Source organism: Phaeodactylibacter luteus, from assembly GCF_007993045.1.
In the GTDB taxonomy this organism is placed as follows: domain Bacteria; phylum Bacteroidota; class Bacteroidia; order Chitinophagales; family Saprospiraceae; genus Phaeodactylibacter; species Phaeodactylibacter luteus.
The window spans coordinates 36120-58759 of the sequence record NZ_VOOR01000030.1 but is presented as its reverse complement, the minus strand read 5'-3'; the positions used below and the strand labels follow the sequence as shown (position 1 = coordinate 58759).

The 22640-nt window shown below is 54.1% G+C and carries 14 protein-coding genes; 7 read left to right on the top strand and 7 right to left on the bottom strand.

Features of this window, described 5'->3' with window-relative positions; all coding sequences use genetic code 11:
* Positions 1-312: 312 nt before the first annotated feature.
* The gene (locus FRY97_RS14225; RefSeq protein WP_147168235.1) at positions 313-621 is read left to right on the top strand and encodes an ATP-dependent Clp protease adaptor ClpS; all 309 of its coding nucleotides are present in this window, start codon (positions 313-315) and stop codon (positions 619-621) included.
* Between the two features lie 408 nt (positions 622-1029).
* Here the strand turns inward: FRY97_RS14225 and FRY97_RS14220 are convergent, their stop codons facing one another.
* Entirely contained in the window at positions 1030-7851 is a 6822-nt protein-coding gene (locus FRY97_RS14220; RefSeq protein WP_147168219.1) for a T9SS type A sorting domain-containing protein, read from the bottom strand.
* 412 nt (positions 7852-8263) lie between these two features.
* Here FRY97_RS14220 and FRY97_RS14215 point away from each other — a divergent pair, with 412 nt between their 5' ends.
* Both FRY97_RS14215 and FRY97_RS14210 read left to right on the top strand, forming a co-directional pair.
* Positions 8264-9619, top strand: coding sequence for a sigma-54-dependent transcriptional regulator (locus FRY97_RS14215; protein ID WP_147168218.1), 1356 nt, complete (start codon positions 8264-8266; stop codon positions 9617-9619).
* A gap of 465 nt (positions 9620-10084) precedes the next feature.
* Entirely contained in the window at positions 10085-10459 is a 375-nt protein-coding gene (locus FRY97_RS14210; protein ID WP_170254653.1) for an Hpt domain-containing protein, read from the top strand.
* A 361-nt stretch (positions 10460-10820) separates the two neighbouring features.
* Here FRY97_RS14210 and FRY97_RS14205 read toward each other — a convergent pair whose 3' ends face one another.
* Positions 10821-11708, bottom strand: coding sequence for a bile acid:sodium symporter family protein (locus FRY97_RS14205; RefSeq protein WP_147168216.1), 888 nt, complete (start codon positions 11706-11708; stop codon positions 10821-10823).
* 177 nt (positions 11709-11885) lie between these two features.
* On the opposite strand from FRY97_RS14205, the gene FRY97_RS14200 reads away from it, so the two are divergent.
* A complete protein-coding gene (locus FRY97_RS14200) occupies positions 11886-13022 on the top strand; it encodes a VWA domain-containing protein (RefSeq protein ID WP_147168215.1) in 1137 nt (378 codons plus the stop codon).
* Positions 13023-13318: 296 nt separating this feature from the next.
* Here FRY97_RS14200 and FRY97_RS14190 read toward each other — a convergent pair whose 3' ends face one another.
* The 3 genes from FRY97_RS14190 to FRY97_RS14180 form a co-directional block, all read right to left on the bottom strand.
* Entirely contained in the window at positions 13319-14095 is a 777-nt protein-coding gene (locus FRY97_RS14190) for a hypothetical protein (RefSeq protein WP_147168213.1), read from the bottom strand.
* A gap of 57 nt (positions 14096-14152) precedes the next feature.
* The gene (locus FRY97_RS14185; RefSeq protein WP_147168212.1) at positions 14153-14812 is read right to left on the bottom strand and encodes a hypothetical protein; all 660 of its coding nucleotides are present in this window, start codon (positions 14810-14812) and stop codon (positions 14153-14155) included.
* 233 nt (positions 14813-15045) lie between these two features.
* Positions 15046-15888 (bottom strand): tetratricopeptide repeat protein, encoded by an 843-nt coding sequence (locus FRY97_RS14180; protein ID WP_147168211.1) that lies wholly within the window; start codon positions 15886-15888, stop codon positions 15046-15048.
* A gap of 142 nt (positions 15889-16030) precedes the next feature.
* On the opposite strand from FRY97_RS14180, the gene FRY97_RS14175 reads away from it, so the two are divergent.
* The 3 genes from FRY97_RS14175 (at position 16031) to FRY97_RS14165 (ending at position 20166) form a co-directional block, all read left to right on the top strand.
* A complete protein-coding gene (locus tag FRY97_RS14175) occupies positions 16031-16240 on the top strand; it encodes a heavy-metal-associated domain-containing protein (RefSeq protein WP_147168210.1) in 210 nt (69 codons plus the stop codon).
* 99 nt (positions 16241-16339) lie between these two features.
* A complete protein-coding gene (locus tag FRY97_RS14170; protein ID WP_147168209.1) occupies positions 16340-16891 on the top strand; it encodes a DedA family protein in 552 nt (183 codons plus the stop codon).
* A gap of 38 nt (positions 16892-16929) precedes the next feature.
* Positions 16930-20166 carry a sensor histidine kinase gene (locus FRY97_RS14165; RefSeq protein WP_147168208.1) on the top strand — a complete coding sequence of 1079 codons (3237 nt, stop codon included), beginning with the start codon at positions 16930-16932 and terminating at the stop codon, positions 20164-20166.
* Positions 20167-20477: 311 nt separating this feature from the next.
* On the opposite strand, the gene FRY97_RS14160 is transcribed toward FRY97_RS14165, so the two are convergent.
* Positions 20478-21149, bottom strand: a complete 672-nt coding sequence (locus FRY97_RS14160) for a response regulator transcription factor (protein ID WP_147168207.1) — start codon at positions 21147-21149, stop codon at positions 20478-20480.
* Positions 21150-21628: 479 nt separating this feature from the next.
* Positions 21629-22639, bottom strand: coding sequence for a DUF3089 domain-containing protein (locus FRY97_RS14155; protein WP_147168206.1), 1011 nt, complete (start codon positions 22637-22639; stop codon positions 21629-21631).
* Position 22640: the final 1 nt, after the last annotated feature.

Sequence of the window (22640 nt, the reverse complement as noted above, 5' to 3'; positions counted from 1 at the left end):
AGCAGTTGTAGCTGCTTAAAGCACCCTGCCTGGCCGCTAATTATAGTCAGCCAGCCCAAAATTTGTGGTTTCTGACTTGCTCTTTCTCCACCTGCGGTGCGCCTGCATGCGCCCCGCAGGCAGGTTGAAAAGCCTCGCCGACTTCATCGTAGGGCCTCTTTTCCCCACGTTTCGTGTCGGCATCGCCTGCGTTTTTCGCCTTGCGAGCTAAAAGAGTGGCTTCGCTATAATTTCACACCACGCAGTAGACGCGGAGCGGAATCCTGAGTTGTTGGGCTATAGCCGGCCAAATACATGAATCCGATAAATATTATGATCCAAGAATTGCTCAATACGAACCCTGCTTGGGAAGAACTCGAAGAGGTACTCGTTGAAGATGAAACCGATACAGGCCATAAGGCCCAGCTGGTGGTCTACAATGATGACCATAACACCTTCGACTGGGTCATTCAGTGTTTCATGGAAGTGCTGGGGTACAGCAGCGAGCAATCTGAGCAGCTTGCCCTCATGATCCATTTCAAGGGGAAAGCCATCGTTAAGACAGCTCCTAAAAATGTGCTCAAGCCTAAAAAGGATGCGCTGATCGACAGGGGGCTTTCTGCAGTCATTGAGGAGTGCTGAGCTATTCCTGCCCTAAACGTAAAGACAAAACGCCTCTGCCGGACTTGTGCTGCAGGGGCGTTTCCGCATCTCTAGCTGGGCGCAAACCAAATTGTCGTTTTTTTGCTTGCCCCCTCCATAAGGATAGGGGCCTGCCCCTGCCGCAAGGACGGGGCTTGCGGGCAGGTGCCGCTATGCTGCGGGGCTCGCTATCCGCTCGGCCCTATCGGGCTTACCCCCCTTCGCAGCGCTAGGCCGATGCCATGCTGTAAAGCCCAAGAGCATAAAGCCCTGCGCCATTTGGGTTTACGCCCCCTTTAGCTTAGGCTGCCAAAAGGCGGAGAGCGGTTGCTGGGCAATAAAAAGCCCCGGAGGCGAAAAACCTTCCGGGGCATCATCATGAAACACTTTATATCGTAAACAGACGGTCTAGTCTGCCAAAATCATCATTCGGCGAGTGGCAAAGTGGCTGCCGGAGCGCAGGCTGTATTGGAGTACGCCTGCAGGAAGCCCCATGTAGCTGAGGGTCAGCGTATTCATACCCTGCTGCCCATCTTGTTCGAGCACTTTGACTACCCTGCCGGCTACGTCGCTGATAATGAGCTGTACAGGCCCAGGCTCAGGCAGCTCGAAGTTGATCTGCGTCTCGTCCCGGAATGGGTTGGGCTGGTTTTGGTGCAGCTCAAAGCGCCCTGCGGATTGAGGGGCTGTCTGGCCAGAGAAGCGGAGGTCAAGATCGAGCAGCCCGCCGGCTTTTGCATAAGCCTCAGCCAGTGTCACCCTCGAGCTGACCCTCAGCAGTTCGCTTGTCCATATATCTTCCCGGGCGCGGAAGGTGAGCTCAAACAGTACGCCCTCCTCTGAGGAAGCGGCCCAGCTTGTGTTTTCCTCATTCCAGCTCATCGTGAGCATGCCCTGGCCGAGGAAAGCAGTGCCCAGGTGGTCAAGGCTTAGGCGCCCTGGCTGAATATCGAGCAGCTCGGCCTTAGCCCGCACAAAGGAGAGCGTGCCCTGGAAGCCACTTACCGTTGCCAAATCTGTGGCATAAACGGGCAGGGTATAAACGGCCCCGCGCTCCAACAGCTGATCTTGCACTTCGAGGGCAAAAAGCCCGGCGGTACTGCGCTGTTCCAGCCCCAAGAGGTTGTTGGCCTGTACATCCCCTGAGACATCCCCTATTTTGATAGCTACAAAGTTGGCACCGCCAATACCGGATGCCGGAATGTCATTGATGTTGTATACTTCGGGGAACACCTCCTGCCAAGGGTCAGCGGGGTTGGGGAATACATAATCTGCTTCTACAAAACGCCAACTGCTGTTGTTCGACAGTTCTAGGTCGTTGCCAAGGATGAGCTTGCGCAAGGTGATCAGGTCAAGCGTAGTAATGCCGCCCGAGTTATTGACATCCGCTGCAATGCGCTGATAAGGGGTGCTGAACGGCTGTACGCCCAAGATGTGCTTGTGGATGAGCAGAAGGTCAAAGGTGGATACGCCGTTGAGGTCATCCCCATCGCGCTGTGGCGTGAGGGTATAATCCTGCCCTGGCACCAGCCCTTCGAAAGCAAAGCTGCCATCTGCGCCAGTTACGAGCCACCCGCCATTCTGACCGCTCAGATTGACTTCCACCTCCTCAACGTGCGCCCCGGCTTCTGTGGTGATGGCCCCTGCCGCCGCTGCTGTGGGGGCACCAAAGCCATCGTCACATAGCCCAAGGTTGTCCTGCACAAACAGGAAGGTCTCACAGTTGTTGCTGTTGCCGGCCAGGTCATAAGCATGGATTTCTACTTCCACCAGCCCTGTATCTTGGCAGTTGAACAGGAGGGAAGCATGGTTTGGAGAAGGCTGTTCGCCCAGGCGGTTGATGGAAAAGGATACTGGCCCAGAACAATCATCGACCATCCCTACCACAAACGTTTGAGCAAAGATCTGCCCCATGCCAGCGTCTGGCACGCCATCGCCATTGCTGTCAAATGGGCTGAGCTCTACCACCAGCCCATTGAGGCAGGGCACGGAGGGGACGACGCAGTCTTCTACTTCAAAGGGGATATTCTCCACTGCAGTATTTCCGCAGCCATCGCTTGCCCTCACCTCAAACCGGTGCGCCCCCACCGGGAAAGCTCCCGTGATGGTGAAATCAGGGTAAGTGCCAGCTATGGCACCGGTCATAGTCAGCTCTGTGTCGATCAAGCCGTCATTGAAAGCATCGTAAAAAACCCGCACTTCCACTACGCTGCTGCCTGCTGCAATGCAGTCGTCTGATACAGAGAACGCCACATTGACCTGCCCTTCGCAAGACTCGTTGTCTAGGCTACAGAATGGGCTGGCTGGCTGGGCGGAAATGGTTGGCGCCCCTTCATCGTTTACAGCAATGACCTGAGTGTACTGGTAAAAACCACCGTTGTAATCAGCCCTTTGCCAATAGTCATCAAAACCTTGGCAGAGGTTTTCGCTGGCCAGCGGGTTGTTATTGCCCTCTGTCTCGTCCGTATCCCGGTCGATGTAGGTGAACCCGTCAGGGCGGTGCAAGACATAGACAGGCTCTTCGCCCATTTGGGTGTCGCAATCGGTATCCCGGCTGACCAAGAAGGGCTCGCTGATGCCATCGTACTGGCACCAGTTGATGACGCGCCAAGTACGGTAGATGCGGTAACATTCTCCATTGGCCGGCTCAAATATTTCGTCTTCAAAGCTCACCGCCAGCACATCGCAGCCGATGTTGTTGGTTGTGACGGTGTCTGCCTGCGCAACGCCACAAACGGCTTCGCTGTCTGCTGGGAAGCGGATTTCGTAATTGTGCACTGCATTGATGGTCACTGTCTGCTGGCAGGTATTCTCACTGATGTTGCCATAATTGTCCACCGCTTCGAACCGCCGGATGATAAATCCAGTGTCACAGGCGATATTGGCCGTTGGCTGCAGCTCCGAAGCCTTAGCGCCACAGTTGTCCTGAGCAGAGGGCAAACCGAACAAGGCTTGCAGTTGAGCTTGGTTTTCGGGGTCGAACCCAAATGGCAGGCTGGTACAATCAATGGCTTTGTTTTCGGGCGCCACGCAGGTCGGTTTGATTTTTTCTTCTGCTACAATTTGCACCATGCAGGTGTTCGCATGGCCTGCTTCATCCACTACGCGTATCTCTACCATGACGGGCTCGCCTACGTCACAACAGTGAAAGTCTACATAGGGGCCAAAATTGGACCATTGGCTGCCGCATTCTCCTGTCTCGCTGTTGAAGTTATCCCTGCGGATCGCGATATTTTCAATCCCGCAGTTATCAGAAGATCCATTGTCTACATCTGCAGCAAATAGCCGGCCGAAATTATTGCCGCCTATGCTCACCACTAAGCCTTGGTCGCATACCGCAACGGGAGCAACATCGTCTACCACCTCAAAAGGGAAGAGCGCAGTCGCCGAATTGCCGCAGTCGTCATCTACCCGGTAGCGGAAGAAATAATGGCCTAGGGGCAGGGAGGAAACAATACGGCTGCTCGCATTGGCAGGAATGGTTTTGACAACGACCGTGTCTGTATTAATGCCTGTGAACTGCCCGTTCAGGTCGAAAAGGCTGTCTGACTGTGCTACCATCACTTCCGTGAAAACGGTGAAATCAGAGCAGGTTTCCCCTACTACCGGGAGGGGGGCGCTGAAGGTGGCTGCACAGCTGAAAGGGCTGGCAGAAAAGACTGGCGTATCAGCTTGCCCATCGTTGTTGTAATCTATCTCAGGGGCACTGATAGCGGGCGGCGAAAAGTCGCCGACCTTGACCCACTGTTGAAAGGCAACCTGCGCTCCAGGCGTGCACCAGTCAAATACTTGCCAGGTGCGTGTGAACTTGTACGTGCCGGAGCAGACGTCGATGCGCGGGCCATCCTGATAAGTGGCAGCCAAGTTGCATTGCGCCTGCTGCAGCGTCACTATCCCTGATACCGTATTGATGAAAGGGTAGCCGGTCACCAAAGGTGTAGGGTAGCCATTTGGCAGGGTTTCCACAACTTCGTCACAAGAGATTTCTATATTATTCGGGGGCCTATTCACCAGCCCAAGATCATCCGATGGGCTAAGCGTAATGGCTTGTACAGCAGTAGCCTGATTGCCTGCCATATCCGTAATTTCAAAGGTGCGGGTGATTGTGGTGTTGGAACAATCGTTGCCCTCTGCTACCTGATCTTCAAAGGCTATACTTACTTCCTCACAATTGTCAATAATCAGTGGAGCTCCGGTGAGGTCAAGGCTTTCAGGGTTATCTATGAGGGCATCCAGATCGGTACAAAAGAGGGGGACTTCGAAAGCCACTGCCTCTGGCGCCCAGGCTTGTGCCTCTGCCCCGTTGCCTGTAGTGGATATTTGGCCGCCCCCGTGGCTTAAGACATGGGAGCTGAAATGTCCAGATGCCCCTGCCTGTTCTCCAATGACCAGCAGATGGTATGCCTTGCCGCTTTCCAGCGGGAGGGTAAGCTGAGTGGCCCGGGCTCCAGAAGCCAGCACTGTGGTATCGGCAGGGCCTGCCTGGGCCATGACACTGGCACAAAGTAGGTTCATATTGAGGGTTTCGCCCTGAACGAGGGCCATACCAACCCCGCCTGTAGCCAAACCCGGCTCTAGCAGGAAGGTATAATAGCCATCGGCAGTCACTTCAAAAGGGTAAACTTCATACGGGCGTACAGCATTGCCGGGGAAATCTGCGGAGAGGCAGGCGTGCAAAGAGGGGTTAAATGCAGCGCTCTCTGCTCCGAACAGCCCAGTCATCACAGCGCCTGAGCCGCCAACAAGGCCAGTGCTGGTATTGGCAGGAGCTTCTACTTCCGGTGCACGGTTGTCCGTTGCGCGGATGTTGCCCCAGCAGGGCAGGAAGCCCGGGCCGGCATTGGTGCCAGGCACCAGAGCGATATGGTATTCGAACAAGCCGTGCCCATCGACCAAGCGGCCATTTTCCGGCAGCTCATCGTTGATGGTGATGAGGAAGTCTGCGGCCGTCAGGCAGCCAAAAGTGCCTTCCAGCAGCATATCGGGCGTAATAGCCCGGTTGCAATTGCCATCCAATACGACATTGATCTGATCGTTGCAGGCCAGATTGACCGTCGTCATGGTATCTTGGGTGATCTGAATGCCAAACTCGCCAACCGAGAGGTTGCCTTGATTGTCAGAGGCACGGGCCAGCACATCAAATGAACCAACGGGCAAGGTCGTACAATAGGTGTTCCCTACTGTATTGGTCACAGGGTAAAGGCTGCCGTTTTCGTGCTGTACTTGGAGCAAGACCGGCACGCTGCCATCGCAATTGTCTTGGGCATAAGCCTGGAAACAAATTTCCTGTACCGGGTCTGCGCAAGCATTGAGGTGGCGGACAATATCGAGGTTGGGGAAACTGATGGCAGGAGCTTCCTCGTCACGGACCGCATTGATAGCCAAATCTGCAGATACCGTAGTAGCCTGCCCAGCAGCATCCGTGTAGGTCGCAGATAGCTCGGCGTTGCCTACAAGAGCTGGGGTGAGCAGGAGGGTGTAGCTAAAGAAGCCCGCTCCGGAGCCTGTACCGTTGGGTTGGATCTCCTGCCCATTGAAGGCCACCGTGAGGCGGTCGGGGTCTACGGGCTGATCACAATCATCGGAGACTAAAATATTGGCATTGACATGGAGCTCGCTCTGGCAAACGGGTAGCGTATAGGTAAGGTTGCCGGGCAGTTGTACCACCGGGGCTTGATCCGCTTCTTGGGTTACTTCAATCAGGGCATTCTGAACAGTAACCCCTTTGTAATCGATGGTCAGCCCGTAAACTCCGGGCGTGAGCACGCCTGAGCACTCAAAGTAAGCGAAGCCGCTTTGTACATTGACATACCCTACAGACAGGGGCGCACCGGAAATGCTGATATCCTGGGCTACGTTGGCTGTAGGCGAAATATTGCAATCGATGATCGTACCGGCAAAGAGGGCAAAAGCCTCAGAATCACAAGATGGGATGTTAAAACTGGTATTGCCACTGATGTCGACTACGGGCGCGGGGCTATCGCCCTGTGCCACGGTGAGGTCGAACTCATAAGTAGCTGTATTGCCGTAGTCGTCGGCAGCCTCATAGGCTACGGTATAGGTGCCTGGTGTGAGGTAAGAGCCGGATGCCGGGCCCTGCGTCTGTGTCAGTTGTGGATCTGCATCACAGTTGTCAATAGCGAAGACCGTCCAATTGACGGGCACATCATTGTCGCAAGATGGGGTTTCTACCAGCATGTCCACCGGGCCTTGAATGACAGGCGGCCGGTTGTCCACCACTTCTATGGTATAAGTGATATCCGTACGGTTGCCATCGGCATCTGTCGCGATCAAGTCTATGACATTGGTCCCTACCGCGGCATGCCCTTCGAGCACGTAATTGCTCCCTGTAAAGGTCAGGTTGGCGTTCCCTCCCGGAAATACCGATGCATTTTCGCTAAAAGTAGCTACGTTCACCTCTAGTGCGGGGGGTGCGCAGTTGTCATCGGTAAATACCAGCCAAACAAACTGATACCCACATTCGCCTTCCGGCGGTGTGATGGACTGCATAGCCGGCGGGGCTACCGCCAGGTTGGTAAACACATCGATAGTGGGAGGGGTGGCATCGGTGGATACTATTTCGGCGGAAGCCGCAACCGCTTCCACACAATCGGATCGGTACTGGCAAGCACCGGCCGTTGATAATGCTAAAGATATATTGTATGCCCCTACGCCCAAGCTGGAGAATGTAGCTGTGGCACCGCCTGCCACCGTCTGCGCCTGGCCATCCACAGCTACAATATAGGAAGCCCCACAACCGGCATCCGTTACGGTAACGTCAAATTGCCCATCAAAGCTATCGGGGCAGCTTGTGCCCATAATGTTGGAGACCGTCAGTACCGGCGGCAGGTCTTGTATTAGGCTGCCCATTACGGTATCCCGCACAGAAGAGACCAGGCTGTTGCCGCAGTTAGCGGTAAGGGCGAAGGGGTAGTCTGTACCCGGCAGCAAGGAGCCTGGCGCAATTGTGACCATGGTGTCGGTAATGTTGACCGCGTCCACGGCTGGATTGCTCATGTCTTCGAGGTCGAGCGTGTAGGATATTGCGTCGGCAGAAGGCGACCATCGCACAGTAACCGAGCCGTCACAATTGTAAGTAGCCGGATAGAGGGTAGGCTGGGCACATTGCCCGAACAGCTCGGCATGGCCTAAAGCCAGCAGTGCCCAAATGGTGCTGAGCAGGAGGCCCCACCTGCCTGTTGTTGTTCTGATGTCGGATTGCGTGTGCATGGTTAATTAATTTTTTTTGCAATACGGTGTAGGGGCAAAGGCAGGGCGTACCTGCACCTTTGCACCTCATCGGTTGGGAGTGATGGTTTATGATTCCGGCCCGGGGACTTGTGGGGGGCACCCCGGCTGTATTGCCGCTATAGAGCGGCAGGGACATTTTCAAAAGGTATACTCCAACAACTGTGCCAAACTCGGCCAAGGGCTGGCCTTGCATGCGGCCAAACGCGCTATCGCTATGATTTCAAGGTGGGAAGCTGTATATTTGAAGCTGATCAGGGCTAGGTATTTATTGCACCTGATGTACTATCTCAACTAAACCCCGGGGGGCTGCCCCTGACTACATCTCACCAACTGTACGTGGATAACCTTTGTCTAACATCTACTACAGTGCGGACAATGTCGTGCACAACCCATGAATACTGCATTCAGAATTTTTATCGTGGAAGACGACCCGACCTATCAGCGGATGGTCCGGTACTTCCTAGAGCTCAACCCCGACCACGAAGTCCATACTTTTGCGACAGGGCAGGAATGCCTCGATAACCTCAACCTCCGCCCCCACTTCGTTTCCTTGGATTACTCCCTGCCAGATATGACCGGGGAGGAGGTGCTCATGCGCATCAAGGCTTTTGACGAGCACATCAACGTGGTCATCCTTTCCGGCCAACGGGATATTGACATCGCTGTAGACTTGGTGGCACGCAAAGGGGCCTATGATTACATTACCAAGGAAAAAGATTTCCGCGCCCGGCTGGAAAGCCATATACAGAATATCAAAAATAAGCTGGACCTCGAAGAGGAAGTGGACCAGCTCCGGCAGGAGGTGGTGGCAAAGTACGATTTCACCCGCTCCGTGATCGGGGGCAGCCCAGCTATGCAAAGGGTTTTCCGGTTGCTGGAAAAAGCAGTACGGACCAACATCACCGTCTCTGTTTATGGAGAAACGGGCACGGGCAAAGAAGTGATCGCCAAAAGCATTCATTACAATTCGCCACGCAGGAATGCCCCTTTCGTAGCGGTGAATATGGGGGCGATCCCCAAAGACCTCCTCGAAAGCGAGCTTTTTGGGTACGAGAAAGGCGCCTTCACCGGAGCCATAGCCCGGAAGAAAGGGCAGTTTGAGCTTTCGGACGGCGGCACGCTTTTCCTGGACGAAATAGCGGAAGTAGACCTCAACTTACAGGCCAAACTGCTCAGGGCTATTCAGGAGCGCGAGGTCACGCGAGTAGGCGGGGAGGAGCCTATCCCTTTTGATGCGCGCATCATCATTGCAACTCACCGTGACCTCGCGCAGGAGGTCAAAGAGGGGAGGTTCAGGGAAGACTTGTACTACCGCCTTTTAGGGCTGACCATAGAGCTGCCCCCTCTGAGGGAGCGCGGGCACGATATCATACTCTTGGCTCATTTCTTTTTGAAAAGCTTCCTGGAGCAAAACCACCTGCCCCCGCTGAAGCTGGCCAAAGAGGCTAAAAATAAATTATTGGGCTACAATTTCCCAGGCAACGTCAGGGAGCTGAAGGCCATCATGGAGCTCGCTGCAGTCATGGCGAGCGAGGATGAAATCAACGCTGAGGATATTCAGTTCCGGAGCATCAGAAAAGAGGAGGCCTTCCTGACCAAAGAGCTTACCCTAGAGGAATACAAAAAGCGCATCATACAGCATTTCCTGAACAAGTACGATCAGGATGTTTTATTGGTGGCTGACAAGCTCGACATTGGGAAATCGACCATCTACCGGATGTTGAAGGAAGAGAAGGAGCAGATTTAAAGCTGTCGGGCACAATCTGCTTAAGCTTGGAGAATGGGCGTGAACCAAAATGTCGCAGGTGGTTATGCTTTCCGGGCGTTAGCCTGGCATTGGCCTAGCGCTGCGCAGGGGTGGCCGAAGGCCAGACCCGACGCCTGTAGGGCGAGGGGCCGAGCGGATAGCGAGCCCCGGAGCATAGCGGCACCTGCCCGCTGGCAGGGGCAGGCCCCTATCCTTACGGAGGGGGCAGTGGAAAAACGACAATGAGGTTTGTGCCTTGGAGAATACTGTGGTTCTCGGGTGAAACTCCGTGTACTCCGTAGCGGATTTCAGCTTGAAGTATGCGGTGGTTTTCGGGACAGTACGGAAACAGCCCTATTGACTAATAACTTAGCTATGCCAGCGGCAAAGCGGCTGAAACCTCTGCCCGCAAACTGCAACGGCAATATAACCTGGCCCCCTAAAAAGGGCGCAAATAAACCTAAAATGTCTGATTTTGAACACAAGAAAAATGTGTTGTTCAACCTCGAAGATTTGGCTGAACTAGTAGGCGGCGACACCGATATGATCAGAGAGATCTTGGCTTTGTTCTTGCAAGAAACGCCGCAGACCTTGCGCTACCTGAATGCAGCTATTGAACAGGAAGATTACGCCGCAATGTACCAAGCCGCACACAAGCTCAAGTCAAGCCTGAAGCTACTGAAAGCAGAAGCAGCACTCCAATTGGCACTGCAAACAGAGGAAGAAGCGAAAAAGCCAGAGGAGCGGGCGGTCGGTAAAATCCGAGCGCTGGCCAGAGCCTTAGAGGAGCGGACAAAAGAGACCATAGGCGCTATACAGCAATCTGGCATTCTGCAATAAAAAAGGGAGAGCCTATGCCAAGAAAATCTTCTTACTGATGTCTTCCTTAAGGAAGTTAACGTTCTCATTAAGGCTTCACCTAAGTGGCTAAGCTTTGTGTAGTTGAACAGTAAAGAATCATTCCATTGACCGGACTCTCCCGACTAACACCTAAAAACCCATTATCCTGTTTCTTGAATAGGCTGTAAAAACCAATATATCTCGTGAGCCGCGTTTTGCGGGCTTGTTGTCATCTTACAGCTTTGGCGTGTGGCACGTTTGCCAACATCTATCCCATTGCACAACCTGTGCCAAAAACATAAAAAACTGATTACCTGATTATTATGAATATTTTTATACATCTTTATTCCCATTTTGGGAACTACCGTGGTTTTTGGGAAGATCGCACGGCCGAACGTTTAGCCAGGTAGCCGAAAAGCAGGGTGGTGAAAAATGAGAAAATGGCATATACCAGTGTCGGCTCTCCCATTTCATTGCTGCCCAGCATCACAGTAGTGACCAACAGTGCCAGGGTGGTATTCTGCAGCCCTACTTCAATCGCAATAGTGACGCCATTGAGGGGCGCTGTCCGCAGGCGGCCGGCCAGCCAATAGCTCCCGCCCATAGTGAGCCCATGGAAAGCCAGCATGACGGGCCCCAAGACCTGAATGTCTGCCCACTGTATCCCGCTGCCACCGCTCTGCTGCCCTCCAAAAAACTTAATGCCAAACACCGCTGCCAGCAGGAGTGTACTGATCACCTTGATGGGCTGCCTGAGCTGAGTGGTCATGCGCTTGAAAAAATGGTTGACGGAAAGGCCAGCCCCTACCGGCAGCAAGACCATCATCAAAACATTGGCCAGGGTATCCCCAACGGACAAGCTAACGGCAGTGCCCCCCTCCAGGAACAAACGGCTGCCAAGCTCCACCCCGAGAGGGATGGTGATAAGGATGAGCAGGCTGTTGATGGAGGTCAGTGCTATCGAAAGGGCTGTTTTCAGGTCCAACAGGTAAGAAATAAAGTTGGAAGTAGCCCCGCCTGGGCAGAGGGCAAGGATAAAAAGCCCCATTTTCCAAGCTGGGCTAATGGGCAAGGACAGCGCTGCCCCCAAAGCAACAGCAGGGAGGAAAGCCATCTGCAGCACTAGCCCGAGCGCTATCGTGCGGGGCTGCGCAAAAATGGCCTTGAAGTCGGCCACATCCAAGGAAGTGCCTACGCCAAACATGGTCAGTGCCAGTACAATTGGGATGAGCAGGTCAACAGTTTGCATATATAGGTGGCTATCGTTATGTTTAACCCGGCATATCACCTGGCAGGCCAAAAATGCACAAGGCTTTGTTAGCCCCCAAGCCGGGCTACCGTTTTTCGGTGATATACCCCAAAATTAACACTCTGCGGATACACAATGCCTCATCAGCTGATGATTGGGGCCTCTCAACCTCAGCGCATGGATAAGGAACGGATAGAAAGGTGGCGCCTTATACTCGGCAAGCAGGCAGACCCCGAAAACGGGGTGCCGCTCAAAGGGGATGCCCGTGGCATGGACAAAGTCTTGGAAGCGCTTTACGATAGCGACCGCAGCGGTGGGCTTGGCAGCTCGTCTCCCAATATCAACCGCTGGCTTGGCGATATCCGTACTTATTTCCCTACCCCTGTGGTACAGCTCATGCAGCGGGACGCCCTCCACCGTCTTGGCCTTGAGCGTATGCTCATGGAGCCGGAGCTCCTCGAAACCCTCGAGCCCGATGTGGAGCTGGCCATCACACTGCTCAGCCTTAGCAAAGCCATCCCTGATAAAACAAAATCCACAGCGCGAATGGTGGTCAGGAAAGTGGCCGAGCAGCTCGAAAAGCGCTTGGAGTTCCCGCTCAAGCAGGCTATCAGGGGCAGCCTCAACCGCGCTACGCGCAACCCGCGCCCACGCCTGCAGGAAATCAATTGGAACCGGACCATCCTGTCGAACCTGAAGCACTACCAGCCCGAGTACAAAACCATCATACCGGAACAGCTGCAGGGCTACGGCCGCAAACGCCATCAGCTCAAAGAGGTCATCATCCTTTCTGACCAAAGCGGGTCTATGGCCAGCTCTGTGGTGTACGCCGGCATCCTAAGCTGCATCATGGCCAGCATCGGCAGTATACGTACTCACTTCGTCGCTTTCGACACTAGCGTGGCAGACCTGAGCAGCTACCTCCAAGACCCCGTAGACCTGCTCTTTGCCACACAGTTGGGCGGCGGCACCGATATCGCACGGGCCATAGCCTATGCCCAACAGCTCATACGGCAGCCCCGGGACACCGTCATCGTACTGATCTCAGACTTGTACGAAGGCGGGCGGGAAGCAGACCTCCTGCGCAGGGCAGCACAGCTCAAATCGGACGGCGCCACCCTTGTGGCGCTTCTTGCCCTCAATGATCAGGGCGCTCCCGCGTTCAGCAAAGGCATGGCTGAAAAGTTCGCTGCCTTGGGCATCCCCAGTTTCGCCTGCACGCCAGAGCAGTTCCCTCCTCTCATGGCCGCAGCACTGAGCGGGCAGCCGATACCAGAATGGGCAGCACAGAAGGGCATCCACCTTGCGGGTTGAAAATCAGATTGCCGTCTTTAGGCCTGCCCCCTACTCTGAAGAGGGGCCTGCCCCTGCCAGAAGGGCAGGTGCCGCTATGCTACGGGGCTCGCTGTCCGCTCGGCCCCTCGCCCTACAGGCGTCGGGTCTGGCCTTCGGCCACCCCTGCGCAGCGCTAGGCCAATGCCTGGGGCTATAGCCCGAAAAGCTTGAAAGCCTGCGGCATTTTGTTTTACACCTATCAAGCCTTGAAAAACAATAGGGGCCCCAGCTTTGCCAGCGCCCCCATATTTCTCTTTATCCCTTTTTGGGAAAACCTAGCCCACCAAGTGATCGGTTATGTCTTGCTCCTGGCTAGCATTGAGCTGCGTCACTTCTGCAAACACACTGTACTGTGCACAAATCAGAACGGGCAGGGCGAATAGGGCGCCTACCAGCAACAGCAAAAAGCTAAAGGCTACCATAAAGCCTAGGATGACCGTAAATACAAAGTAAAGGAACCACCGCTTGGTGATGATTTTCCGGCTCATCTCCAAGGCGTCCCAAAAGCTCATCCCATAAAAGCCAATAAACATGGTAGCCCAACTATAAGCCACGCTGAAATAGACGGCTGGCAGTGCCAAGATAAAAGACCACCAAGGGAAGTCCGGCAGCTCCGCCTCCATGCCAATCGGGTCACTAGCCATGCTGTAAAATTCAAAAATTCCCGATCCGACAACAAGAAAGAATGGGATCAAGCTGGCCACCATAATTAGGTTGCTGGCCAAGGTGGCCAGAATAAGCGGGCTGATAAAATCAAAGCCCTTGAAAAAATCGCCGAAAGCCAGGCGCTCGCCCTCCGCTGAGCGGTGGGCTGCCAGATAGCCGCCTAACAATAGTGCAGGGGTTAAGATCAGGCTGACAAGCAGCTGCCCTAAAAAAGGGATCAGGCTGGCTACTATAGTAATCAGGCCGGCTACTACGATGTAACCGATAAAACTGCCCATGTTGCGCTTGAAAAAGTCAAAGCCCCGGCCTATGTGGTGCCCGATTTCAAAAGAATAGCCTTGGTCTATGACCTCCTGTAAGCGTCGTTGTTGTTGGTCTGTCATCATAATGGAAAATTAGGGTTTTATCAATTGTGGTGAGAAATTGCAACTGCAGCCCCGCCCCTATTGCAGCGGGCTCAGGTTGAAAAGGACCGTCACAGACTGTACCGTGGGCGCTATTTCTTTGAGCATGGGGTGGTGAGAAAGGATTTCCTTGTTGCCAGACAGCTCGGAAGGCAGGGCGCCCGTACTGCTGTGCTCCAATCGGGCCATTACACCAGCTGGTATATTGCCCCCTTCCCAGCTGATCACAGTGCCGCCGTAGTCCCACTCAAAACCAAACAGCATGAAGGGGCCTCCATTGAGCGCCTCAAGCGCAGCAAGGGGCATGCCCGGCTTAATACCTGCAGCCGACCACTGCCCTTCTGTTTTCGAAGCCCTTACGAACTCCGGGTGGCCATTGAGCAGCCCGATCTCCAGTTCATTGGGGGTCCCGGGGAATAAGGCCAGCCCTTCCCGCTCCTCGCCCTCGCCTACGTACACCGTTTGCTCGATCACGTTCTCCGCACCATAGGTTTCCCTCAAGCTGGCCAGCGTACTGCGCGGGAATACTGCTCCAGCCCTTTCACCTGCCACCATCTGAAAATCGGGGTCAGCAGGGGAAGGCTTGGCTGCAGCAGGGGGCGCCCCCTGTTGTTGTGCCTGGCTCGATGAAGGAGAGCAGGAGAACGCCAGAAGCGTCATCATAAGGGTGCCGAAAAGCACAGAAAGCATTTTAATCATAAGGTTTTCCAATAAGCCGGGCAAGAAGGCCCGGCAAGGTTAATTTTTAGCGCTTGTTGGGAGTAGCTTTTATCCGAAAATGAAGGATTTATACCCACCTGTAGTGCCGGGGTGGCCGGCAGGGCCCTGGCGGAGTCACTAAATTTGAGCTTAGCGGGCTAAATGGAAATCTAGTGAGGAAGCCAGGTTTATAAAACATTGATTTACAATAATAACGAGATCCAAGTGTATTCTTAGTGGTGCGCTTGAAAACCGTCAAAGGACTTAAGTGTGATCACAGACCAATCCTGTAGTACACGTTGGGCTTGTGACTCCCTGCGTGCCGCTATAGCAACCAGCAAAGCAGGCGGTTGCTCGGTTAGCGGCTGATGATAAAAAGTAGCCTGTCCCTCCGGAGAGGCCCAGCTCAGCGTACGGGAAGCATTGCCCCACACTTCAAAGCCCAGCAGCTTATCTGCGCACAGTTGGTGCAGTAAATTAACATCTTCTGTGGAAGCCAGCAATAATTGACAGGAAAAAGCCACAAAATGTGAGCGTTTGAGCAAGCCCAGCTCTTCGTATACCGGCAGGCGGTACGCTCCTGAAATATGATGCCCCTGCACAATATTGTCCAGCAAGATGAGGTCGCCATAGCGTCGTTGGCTCTTAGGATGGGGCACGCTCCGTACCACCCCGGAAGCAGGCCCCCTGCGCTGTACCCCGACAATCTCCCAGCTGCGGCCTTGCTTGATCCTTGCAGAAACAAGCCCTTGCAACCGGGCGCTTCCGCCAAACTTATCCCACACGCGGCGGGCCAGTTTGCCTTTGCCAAGGGCTGTGGCAGCTATGCCCACATCCCACCAGGCTTGTTGGTTGCCAGCATCTGCTGCAATCCCTTTTTTGCTGTAGTAGAGGCTCGGCTTCCACTCCTGCCGGTACTTATAGAAATGCCCGAGCCGAAGGCAGGGCGCCGCCCAGCCCGGTGCTTCCCGTATAGTGCGTTTGTACAATTTGACCGCATGATAAAAATCCCCGGCCTCCTCATAACGGATGGCTTCGTCAAAATAGTAGCGGGCTTCGGGGGAAGGGGCATCCATTAGAAAACAGTTTGGTAATAAGCAGCCTGAAGGTCAAAACTTTCGGGCATAAAAGCAAAACTTACGCTGGCAAAAAGCAAAACCAAGCCTGCAGAGCGGGTGTTCTCCATGTATTGAAGCACTTACACAAACAACCGGATTTATGGATCAACTGACTTTCAAGACCAACATCAACTGCGGCAACTGTGTCCGTGCCGTGACGGGCTTCCTCAACGATGTGGAGGAGGTAGAGCAATGGGAAGTCGACACCAGCAGCCCGGACAAGACCCTGACCGTAAAAGGGGCGCAGCTCCGGCCGGAAGCTATCGTAGAGGCTGTAGAAGATGCGGGTTTTGATATCACCCCTCTCTAGGCTTCAACGACGACCTTCCCCCGCATAACTAAAACTTAACGCCCAAAACTGGCAAAGGGCTGTAAATATGGCCACCTTTGCACTACAAATCAATTGGTTATGCCTGAAGGAATGGAATCCATCGGATATTTAGGCGCTTTTCTGGGGGCTGTGGTAGAAGGCGAAGTCGCTTTTGTCACTGCAGTACAAGCCACACGTAGCGGCCACCTCAACTTTTACTACGTCCTTGCAGCTGTTTTCTTGGGCGCCCAAGCCGTTGATTGGTCGCTCTACCTCAGCGGAAGGAAGGGCGGCAGGGCCGCCCTTGAGCGCCGCCCCAAGCTGGCGCCACGTTTTGCACAAATGGCCGGTATGGTAGAAGAACGGGGCACGCTTCTCCTTCTGGGCTACCGGTTCATGTATGGGTTTAGGGTCGTTTTGCCTACCTTGTTTGGCATAGTGCGCATCCCTTTACAGCGCTTTGCCCTACTCAGTTTCATCAGTACTTCCCTATGGGTCATCGTTGTGGGCAATGTGGGCTATTTTTTTTCAGACACGCTTGCTGTGCTTTGGCAGCAGGCGTGGGGGCACCCAGCCCTGACCGCTGGGATATTGGCTTTGAGCCTTCTGGGCATAGCCTTGCTCATCAATAGGCCCAATCGGCCAAAGTAGCAGCTCTTGCCGGGTTTGCTTCTGCTTAAGCTATAAAAATGAAAGGCTCCCGCTACATTAGGCTGCTACTAGCCCTCCTTACCTCAGCTTTAGGCTATCTGGCACTGTCGGCACAGACACACTATAGCATACAGCATTCCTTGAGCTACAAAGACGGGTTGTATGGGGCTTACCCTCAGCAAAGCCTGCTTGCCCAAAATGGCAGCCTTTGGATTTATACAGATGCAGCACTGAACCGCTACAACGGTGACCGCTTTCAGCCCATTTCCCTGCCGCCTAAACAGGACCCCGCACAAATTAACGGTATACTTGCAGAAGACGGTGCCGGGCGGATTTGGGCGGGCCGGTTCGTCTATAAAACGATTGCAGGGGCACAGCGCTCTTATAGCCAAACTGAAATCTTTCTCTACTCGCCCCAAACTGGGCAGGTTGTTGATTTCGACAGCCTTCTCGCACCTAAACTGGGGCATACGGCGGCAGAGATCCGCCACCTGTATGCACGCGAGCATATCATTTACCTGCTGCTAAGCAATGGTGAGGTTCATGCTTATAGCTCCGAAGAGGGCTTCCGGCAAATTCTGAATGGGCAATTTGGGCAAAGCAATCGCTCTATTGTAGTGCCTGGCCCTGGCCGGTCCTTCTGGGTACAATCTAAAACAGCACTGCTGAGGCTGGGCCCTGACGGCCATACGCTTGATTCTATCCCTGTCCCTTGCCCTGCTATTGCCCTGCAGCCTCTGCCTGGCGGGCAGCTCGCAGTGCAATTTCCATACAGCATCACCTACATGGGCGAAAACGTACATCAGCTGATCGCCAAAGCAGGCGGCGGCCTATCTCATGCATTGCAGCTGGGTTCAGGGGCTGTAATCCCTGTGCACCAAGGTATAAAGCTTGGTATTTCACCCAATGGCGGCCTCCACCTCATCACTCCAGATGACTGGCTCGTTTATACAGCAAAAGGCGAGCAGGCCTTTTCCTGGAAAACGTTTTTTCCTGGCCAACAACATGACATACTGCCTACCGCCCACAAGGGGGAGATCTTTTTTGATGGCTATGGCGTCGCCTACGCCAACTTCCATTCGCGGGTCAATGTGCTGTTGGTGCAGCCCAGCCCGTTCACCATTTACAAAACGACCTTGGGCAAAAGCATGCGGGCTTTTTTGGAACTGCCGGACGGGGAGCTGATTGCGAGCTCTTACACCGGCAATATGGCCACCCAAGGCATCAGCCCAAGCCCTTTTCCCGACAGCCTCGATGCCCCTTTCCTCAGCACCTGTAGGGGGAAGGATGGCGAAATATGGGTGGGCGGGCATTATGAGAAAATCTTGGTCTTCGACCAAAAGCTCCGGCTGCTCCGCCAATACGACATGCCGGCGACAAGCCAAGGCCCCATTGCCTGCCTTTCCCTTTTCAAGAGCTCCAATGGCACCATTTGGGCAGGCGCGCACAATGGGCTGCACTATTATGACCCCCAATGCGGTGAACTGCGCCCCTGTACGGCTATCAACGAGGCCTTCCAACTGCACAACGAACAAGTGCGCCATATCTCAGAATTCCAAGGTGCCTTGTGGATAGGGACTACCAAAGGGCTATACGCTGCCACAATCGATGGGCAGCCCAAGACCGGCAGCCAGCCAGCTATCCATGCCACTGTCAATCATAGCTTTTGGAGCTCGCCCGACAGCTGTTGGGTTTCTACTAAGGAAGAAGGGCTGTTGCTTTGGCTGCCTCAGCAAAGCAAAACAACGGCTTATACCCGAGAGAAAACAGGCTTGCCGGACAATACCATCTACGCCGTTTATGAAGACCAACAGGGCAGGCTTTGGCTCCCTACCAACTTGGGCTTAGGCTGGCTGTCTACAACCAATATGGACAAAGGCAGCTTTTCAAAAGTCAGCGGGCTGCCTGCAGACGAGTTCAACTTTGCCTCCTCCTATAAAGCCCAAGACGGCCAGCTTTTCTTAGGGGGCGTCAATGGTGCATGCAGTTTCCAGCCTGGGGAATACCCTTTTCTCCCTACCTCAAGCGAAGTAAAGCTGTCTGTTGCTTTTTTGGGCAGGCCCGACGCCCGGGGGGAAATAACGGATGCGACAGCCGACTTTGTTTCCTCAGGCGAAATTGAGCTTTCCAATGGTACCTCAACTGCCGCTCACGTCACTTTCAGTATGGCCAGCTATTTGCCAAAAACCTCCTACCAGTACGACTACCGCCTTGAAGGGCTATCTGAAGACTGGCAGCCGATTGCCGGGCCCAAGGTGGTGCTCAGCGGCTTGCCCTATGGCAGCTATACGCTGCAAGTCAGAGGGCGGCTCAATGAAACCTGGTTTGAGAGCAGCCACCTAGCCATACCGGTACGGGTCAGGAAACCATTCTACCTCATGATCTGGTTTTGGATAGCCGTGCCGCTTGCCCTGACCGGGCTCGGCTATGGCTTTTCCAGGCTGAGGATAAAGCACATGAGCAAACAACGGCAGATGTTGCTGCAAGAAGTGGCCCGGCGCACTGCGGAAATCCAGCTTAAACAACAGACCATACTCTCACAAAACCAAGCCCTGCAGGTGCTCAACCAAGAAAAAGACCGCATGATGTCTATTCTTGGGCATGAGGTCAGGGGCAACCTCTTCCTGATCGACCAAGCCACCGCGCACTTGGTGAAAACGCTCGAATCGGGCCAGTGGGAGGGAGCTGCTAAGCTCGCACAGCACATACAGCAAAGCACCCTTCTTCTCTTCAGTACTTTGGAAGATTTGAAAACCGATTACCTCAGCCACGGCAAACAAGGCGTGCCAGCCGCTTCGACAGTTGACCTGCCTGAGTTTGCAGCACAGCTGCTGCCCATCCTCAAGGGGGCAGCTAAGGCTAAGCAGATTGTGCTGAAAATAGAACCGCCTCCTGCCAAGCCTCTTGTGATCACGGCCGATCTTCCCAGCCTGGCCATTGCGCTTCAGAACATCTTGGTCAATGCCCTGAAATTCACGCCGGTGAAAGGCAAAATTGAAATAAGCTACTTCGTGGAGCAAAGCCGCAGTGCCATCCGTATTTTCAACTCAGGAAAAGGGCTCTCTGAACAGGAGCTGGCAGCCATACGGCAGCCGGGCAAAAACTTCTCCCAGCCAGGTACATTGGGAGAGCCGGGCACTGGCCTTGGGCTCACCTTTGCTCATGAGCTCATCAGTAGGCAAGGTGGCGCCCTCCATATCGATAGCTTTGAAGGAAAGGGCGTAAGTGTCACCCTGTGGCTGCCCTCCACCACCAAAAGAGAAGCGCCTTTTTAAAGCTATGTTGGGGCGTAATGTGAAATGCCGAAAGCGTTCAGGCTGTATCGGCTATAGGATGGGATCGGACTAGCGCTGCGAAGGGGTGGCAAGCCCGATAGGGCCGAGCGGATAGCGAGCCCCGTAGCATAGCGGCTCCTGCCCGCTGGCAGGAGCAGGCCCCAAAAACGAAAATCTGGGTTATGTCCGGGTTAAGGATCTACTTTTGGAGCGAACCTATTTGAACTTTGTGCGGAACAGCTTGCCCACCATAAATGACGGCAGGATGGGCGTTGGCAAATACAGCCCGAAGGGCGAAATCCCAGTATTATCTAAAACCCCTGTAATTTTAGGGTGAGCTCCTCCCTGCTGTTGACCCCTAGCTTTTGGTAAAGCGACTTTACATAATGCCTTACCGTGTTGATGGATATATGATTGCTATCGCCTATTTCTTGGTAGGTGAGCTCTTCTAGAAGCCCGTGCAATACTTCTATCTCTCGTTTGGAGAACGTCAGCCCCAATTGCCTGGCTATTGATGCCAGGTCTATAGAGACGATCGAAGTCTGTGAGCGCAGCTGTTGCAACACCTGTGAGGCAATTCCTGGCTCGAGGTAAGCACCGCCTTTGTGGGTCAGGCGGATTACTTCTGGCAAAGTAGGCTGGGGAGATGGGCGCTTGACGAAGTAGCCATCTGCCCCCATGCGGATGGCTTCCGCCAGAAGGCTGGCATCATTGTAGCCAGTCACGATAACAATTTTGGGCGCGCTGGTCATCTGCTTCAACTGCTGTATGTGGGATATGTCCACTACGCCGCCCAGGTCGAGATCGAGCAGTATTACGTCGAGCTGGGGCTGTAGCATCACATATTTTTCAAAAAAAGAGGGCACACTTGGAGCGGTAAGTACACAGTTGATCCCTTCCGCTTTGAGCGTGCGGCACATTTGCTCCAATAAAGCCTCATGATCATCGATCACGGCAACTTGAATGGTGTTTAATGTTGTCATAGTTTGTGTTTATCACGCTTCGGCGGGAGGCAATTATTAAGCTGCAAACACTAACGTGTACGAACCCCGGTAGATACGGCTATACAGCCGGTTGGCAGGTTCAAGCTTTTAAGGCGCTAGTGGTCATTGCTCAGGAGCTTGCCCTAAACGCCCGGCTTGGGCGCTCATCCGCAAAGCGTTGGCCTGAATAGGTATTTCAATCCTGTTCAAATACCGGCTGCCCTGCTCGTAAACCAGAGCAGCCTTTGTCCACACCAATCGTATTTATCAAAACAAGGAGCAACGAACAATAAGCCTCAATTGCCACATACCTCCGTTTTGTAGAGGTGTGGGCATTGGAGGATGAACTTAAGCTTTCAGCTGATAAAGGGGAATGAAAATGAGCTTGATAACAGCTCTTTACATGCAGTAGTCAGGACAGGGCACTGTTCTGCCTTTGGCTGGCCTGAAAATCAAAGTTACGCATTTTTACGATTTCTTCAACGCCGCTGGAAAAAAGCGCGGGACCGTACCACCGCATTTTCCCGGACATCCAGATAGAAAAGATTGTAATCTCCAATGTGGTAGTTCTTGCGGCGGAGCAGGAAACTGCCGGGAAAGGAAGGCTTGCTGCTCCACAGAACTGGCCCATGTACTTGTGCGCTGACATTCCCGGGGCGTACCTTTTCAAACGGCCGGAGCACAGCTCCCCGGTTGGCTGAGGCCGGAGCCAGGGTGTCCCCCATAGTCCAGGTCAAAGGGTTGACCACCACAACCGTAGTGTCCTGCTGCCTTGGGGCAGCCCCTTTCCGGAAGGTGCGCCAGCTTACATAGCAGCCCGTCTGCTGCTCATCTACACAAGGCTGCAGCACTTCGAAGGCTGTCCTTCTGATGGGCATGCCCACCAGGTAAGCCGCAATCAGCTGCTGTTGCAGGGGCTTGCCATCAAAGAAGTTTTTCAATAGGCGCTCACCATGCGTGGCCCCTTGGCTATGGGCAGCGATAATGATGGGCCGCCCTTCGTTGTAATACTCCAGGTAGTACTCAAATGACCGGGCTACGTCTTCATACGCTAGCGCAAAGGCCCGGCGCGCACTGACTGTATCTTCCGTAAAATAGGCCTGCAAATGGGCTTGGCGGTAAAAAGGCGCAAATACCCGGCCTGCAGCATTGAAAATACTGGCCTGAAAGCGGATAGGGCGCTCTGAAGTCTTTTGCCGGAGCTGCACATCCTGCACATCTCCGTTCCAGCGCCCATCGGCCGTACGCCCAGTATAGGTGGTAGGATGGATGTAGAAGACATCGGCCGGCGCCTCTGACTGTCTGTCTTCGAGCCCATCCGGGCAGTTGTCGGCAGCATCGTCCGTCCATGGCAGGGCAGCCCAGCTCTGGCTTTGGCTGTAGTCAGGTGCAGGCGGCACCATGCGCTGCACAAAGGGGCTGCTGAAGCGTTTGGCACAGCCAGCGCTCAACAGCACCATGGCGAGGAAAAAGTAGACATGCCCTCTCATA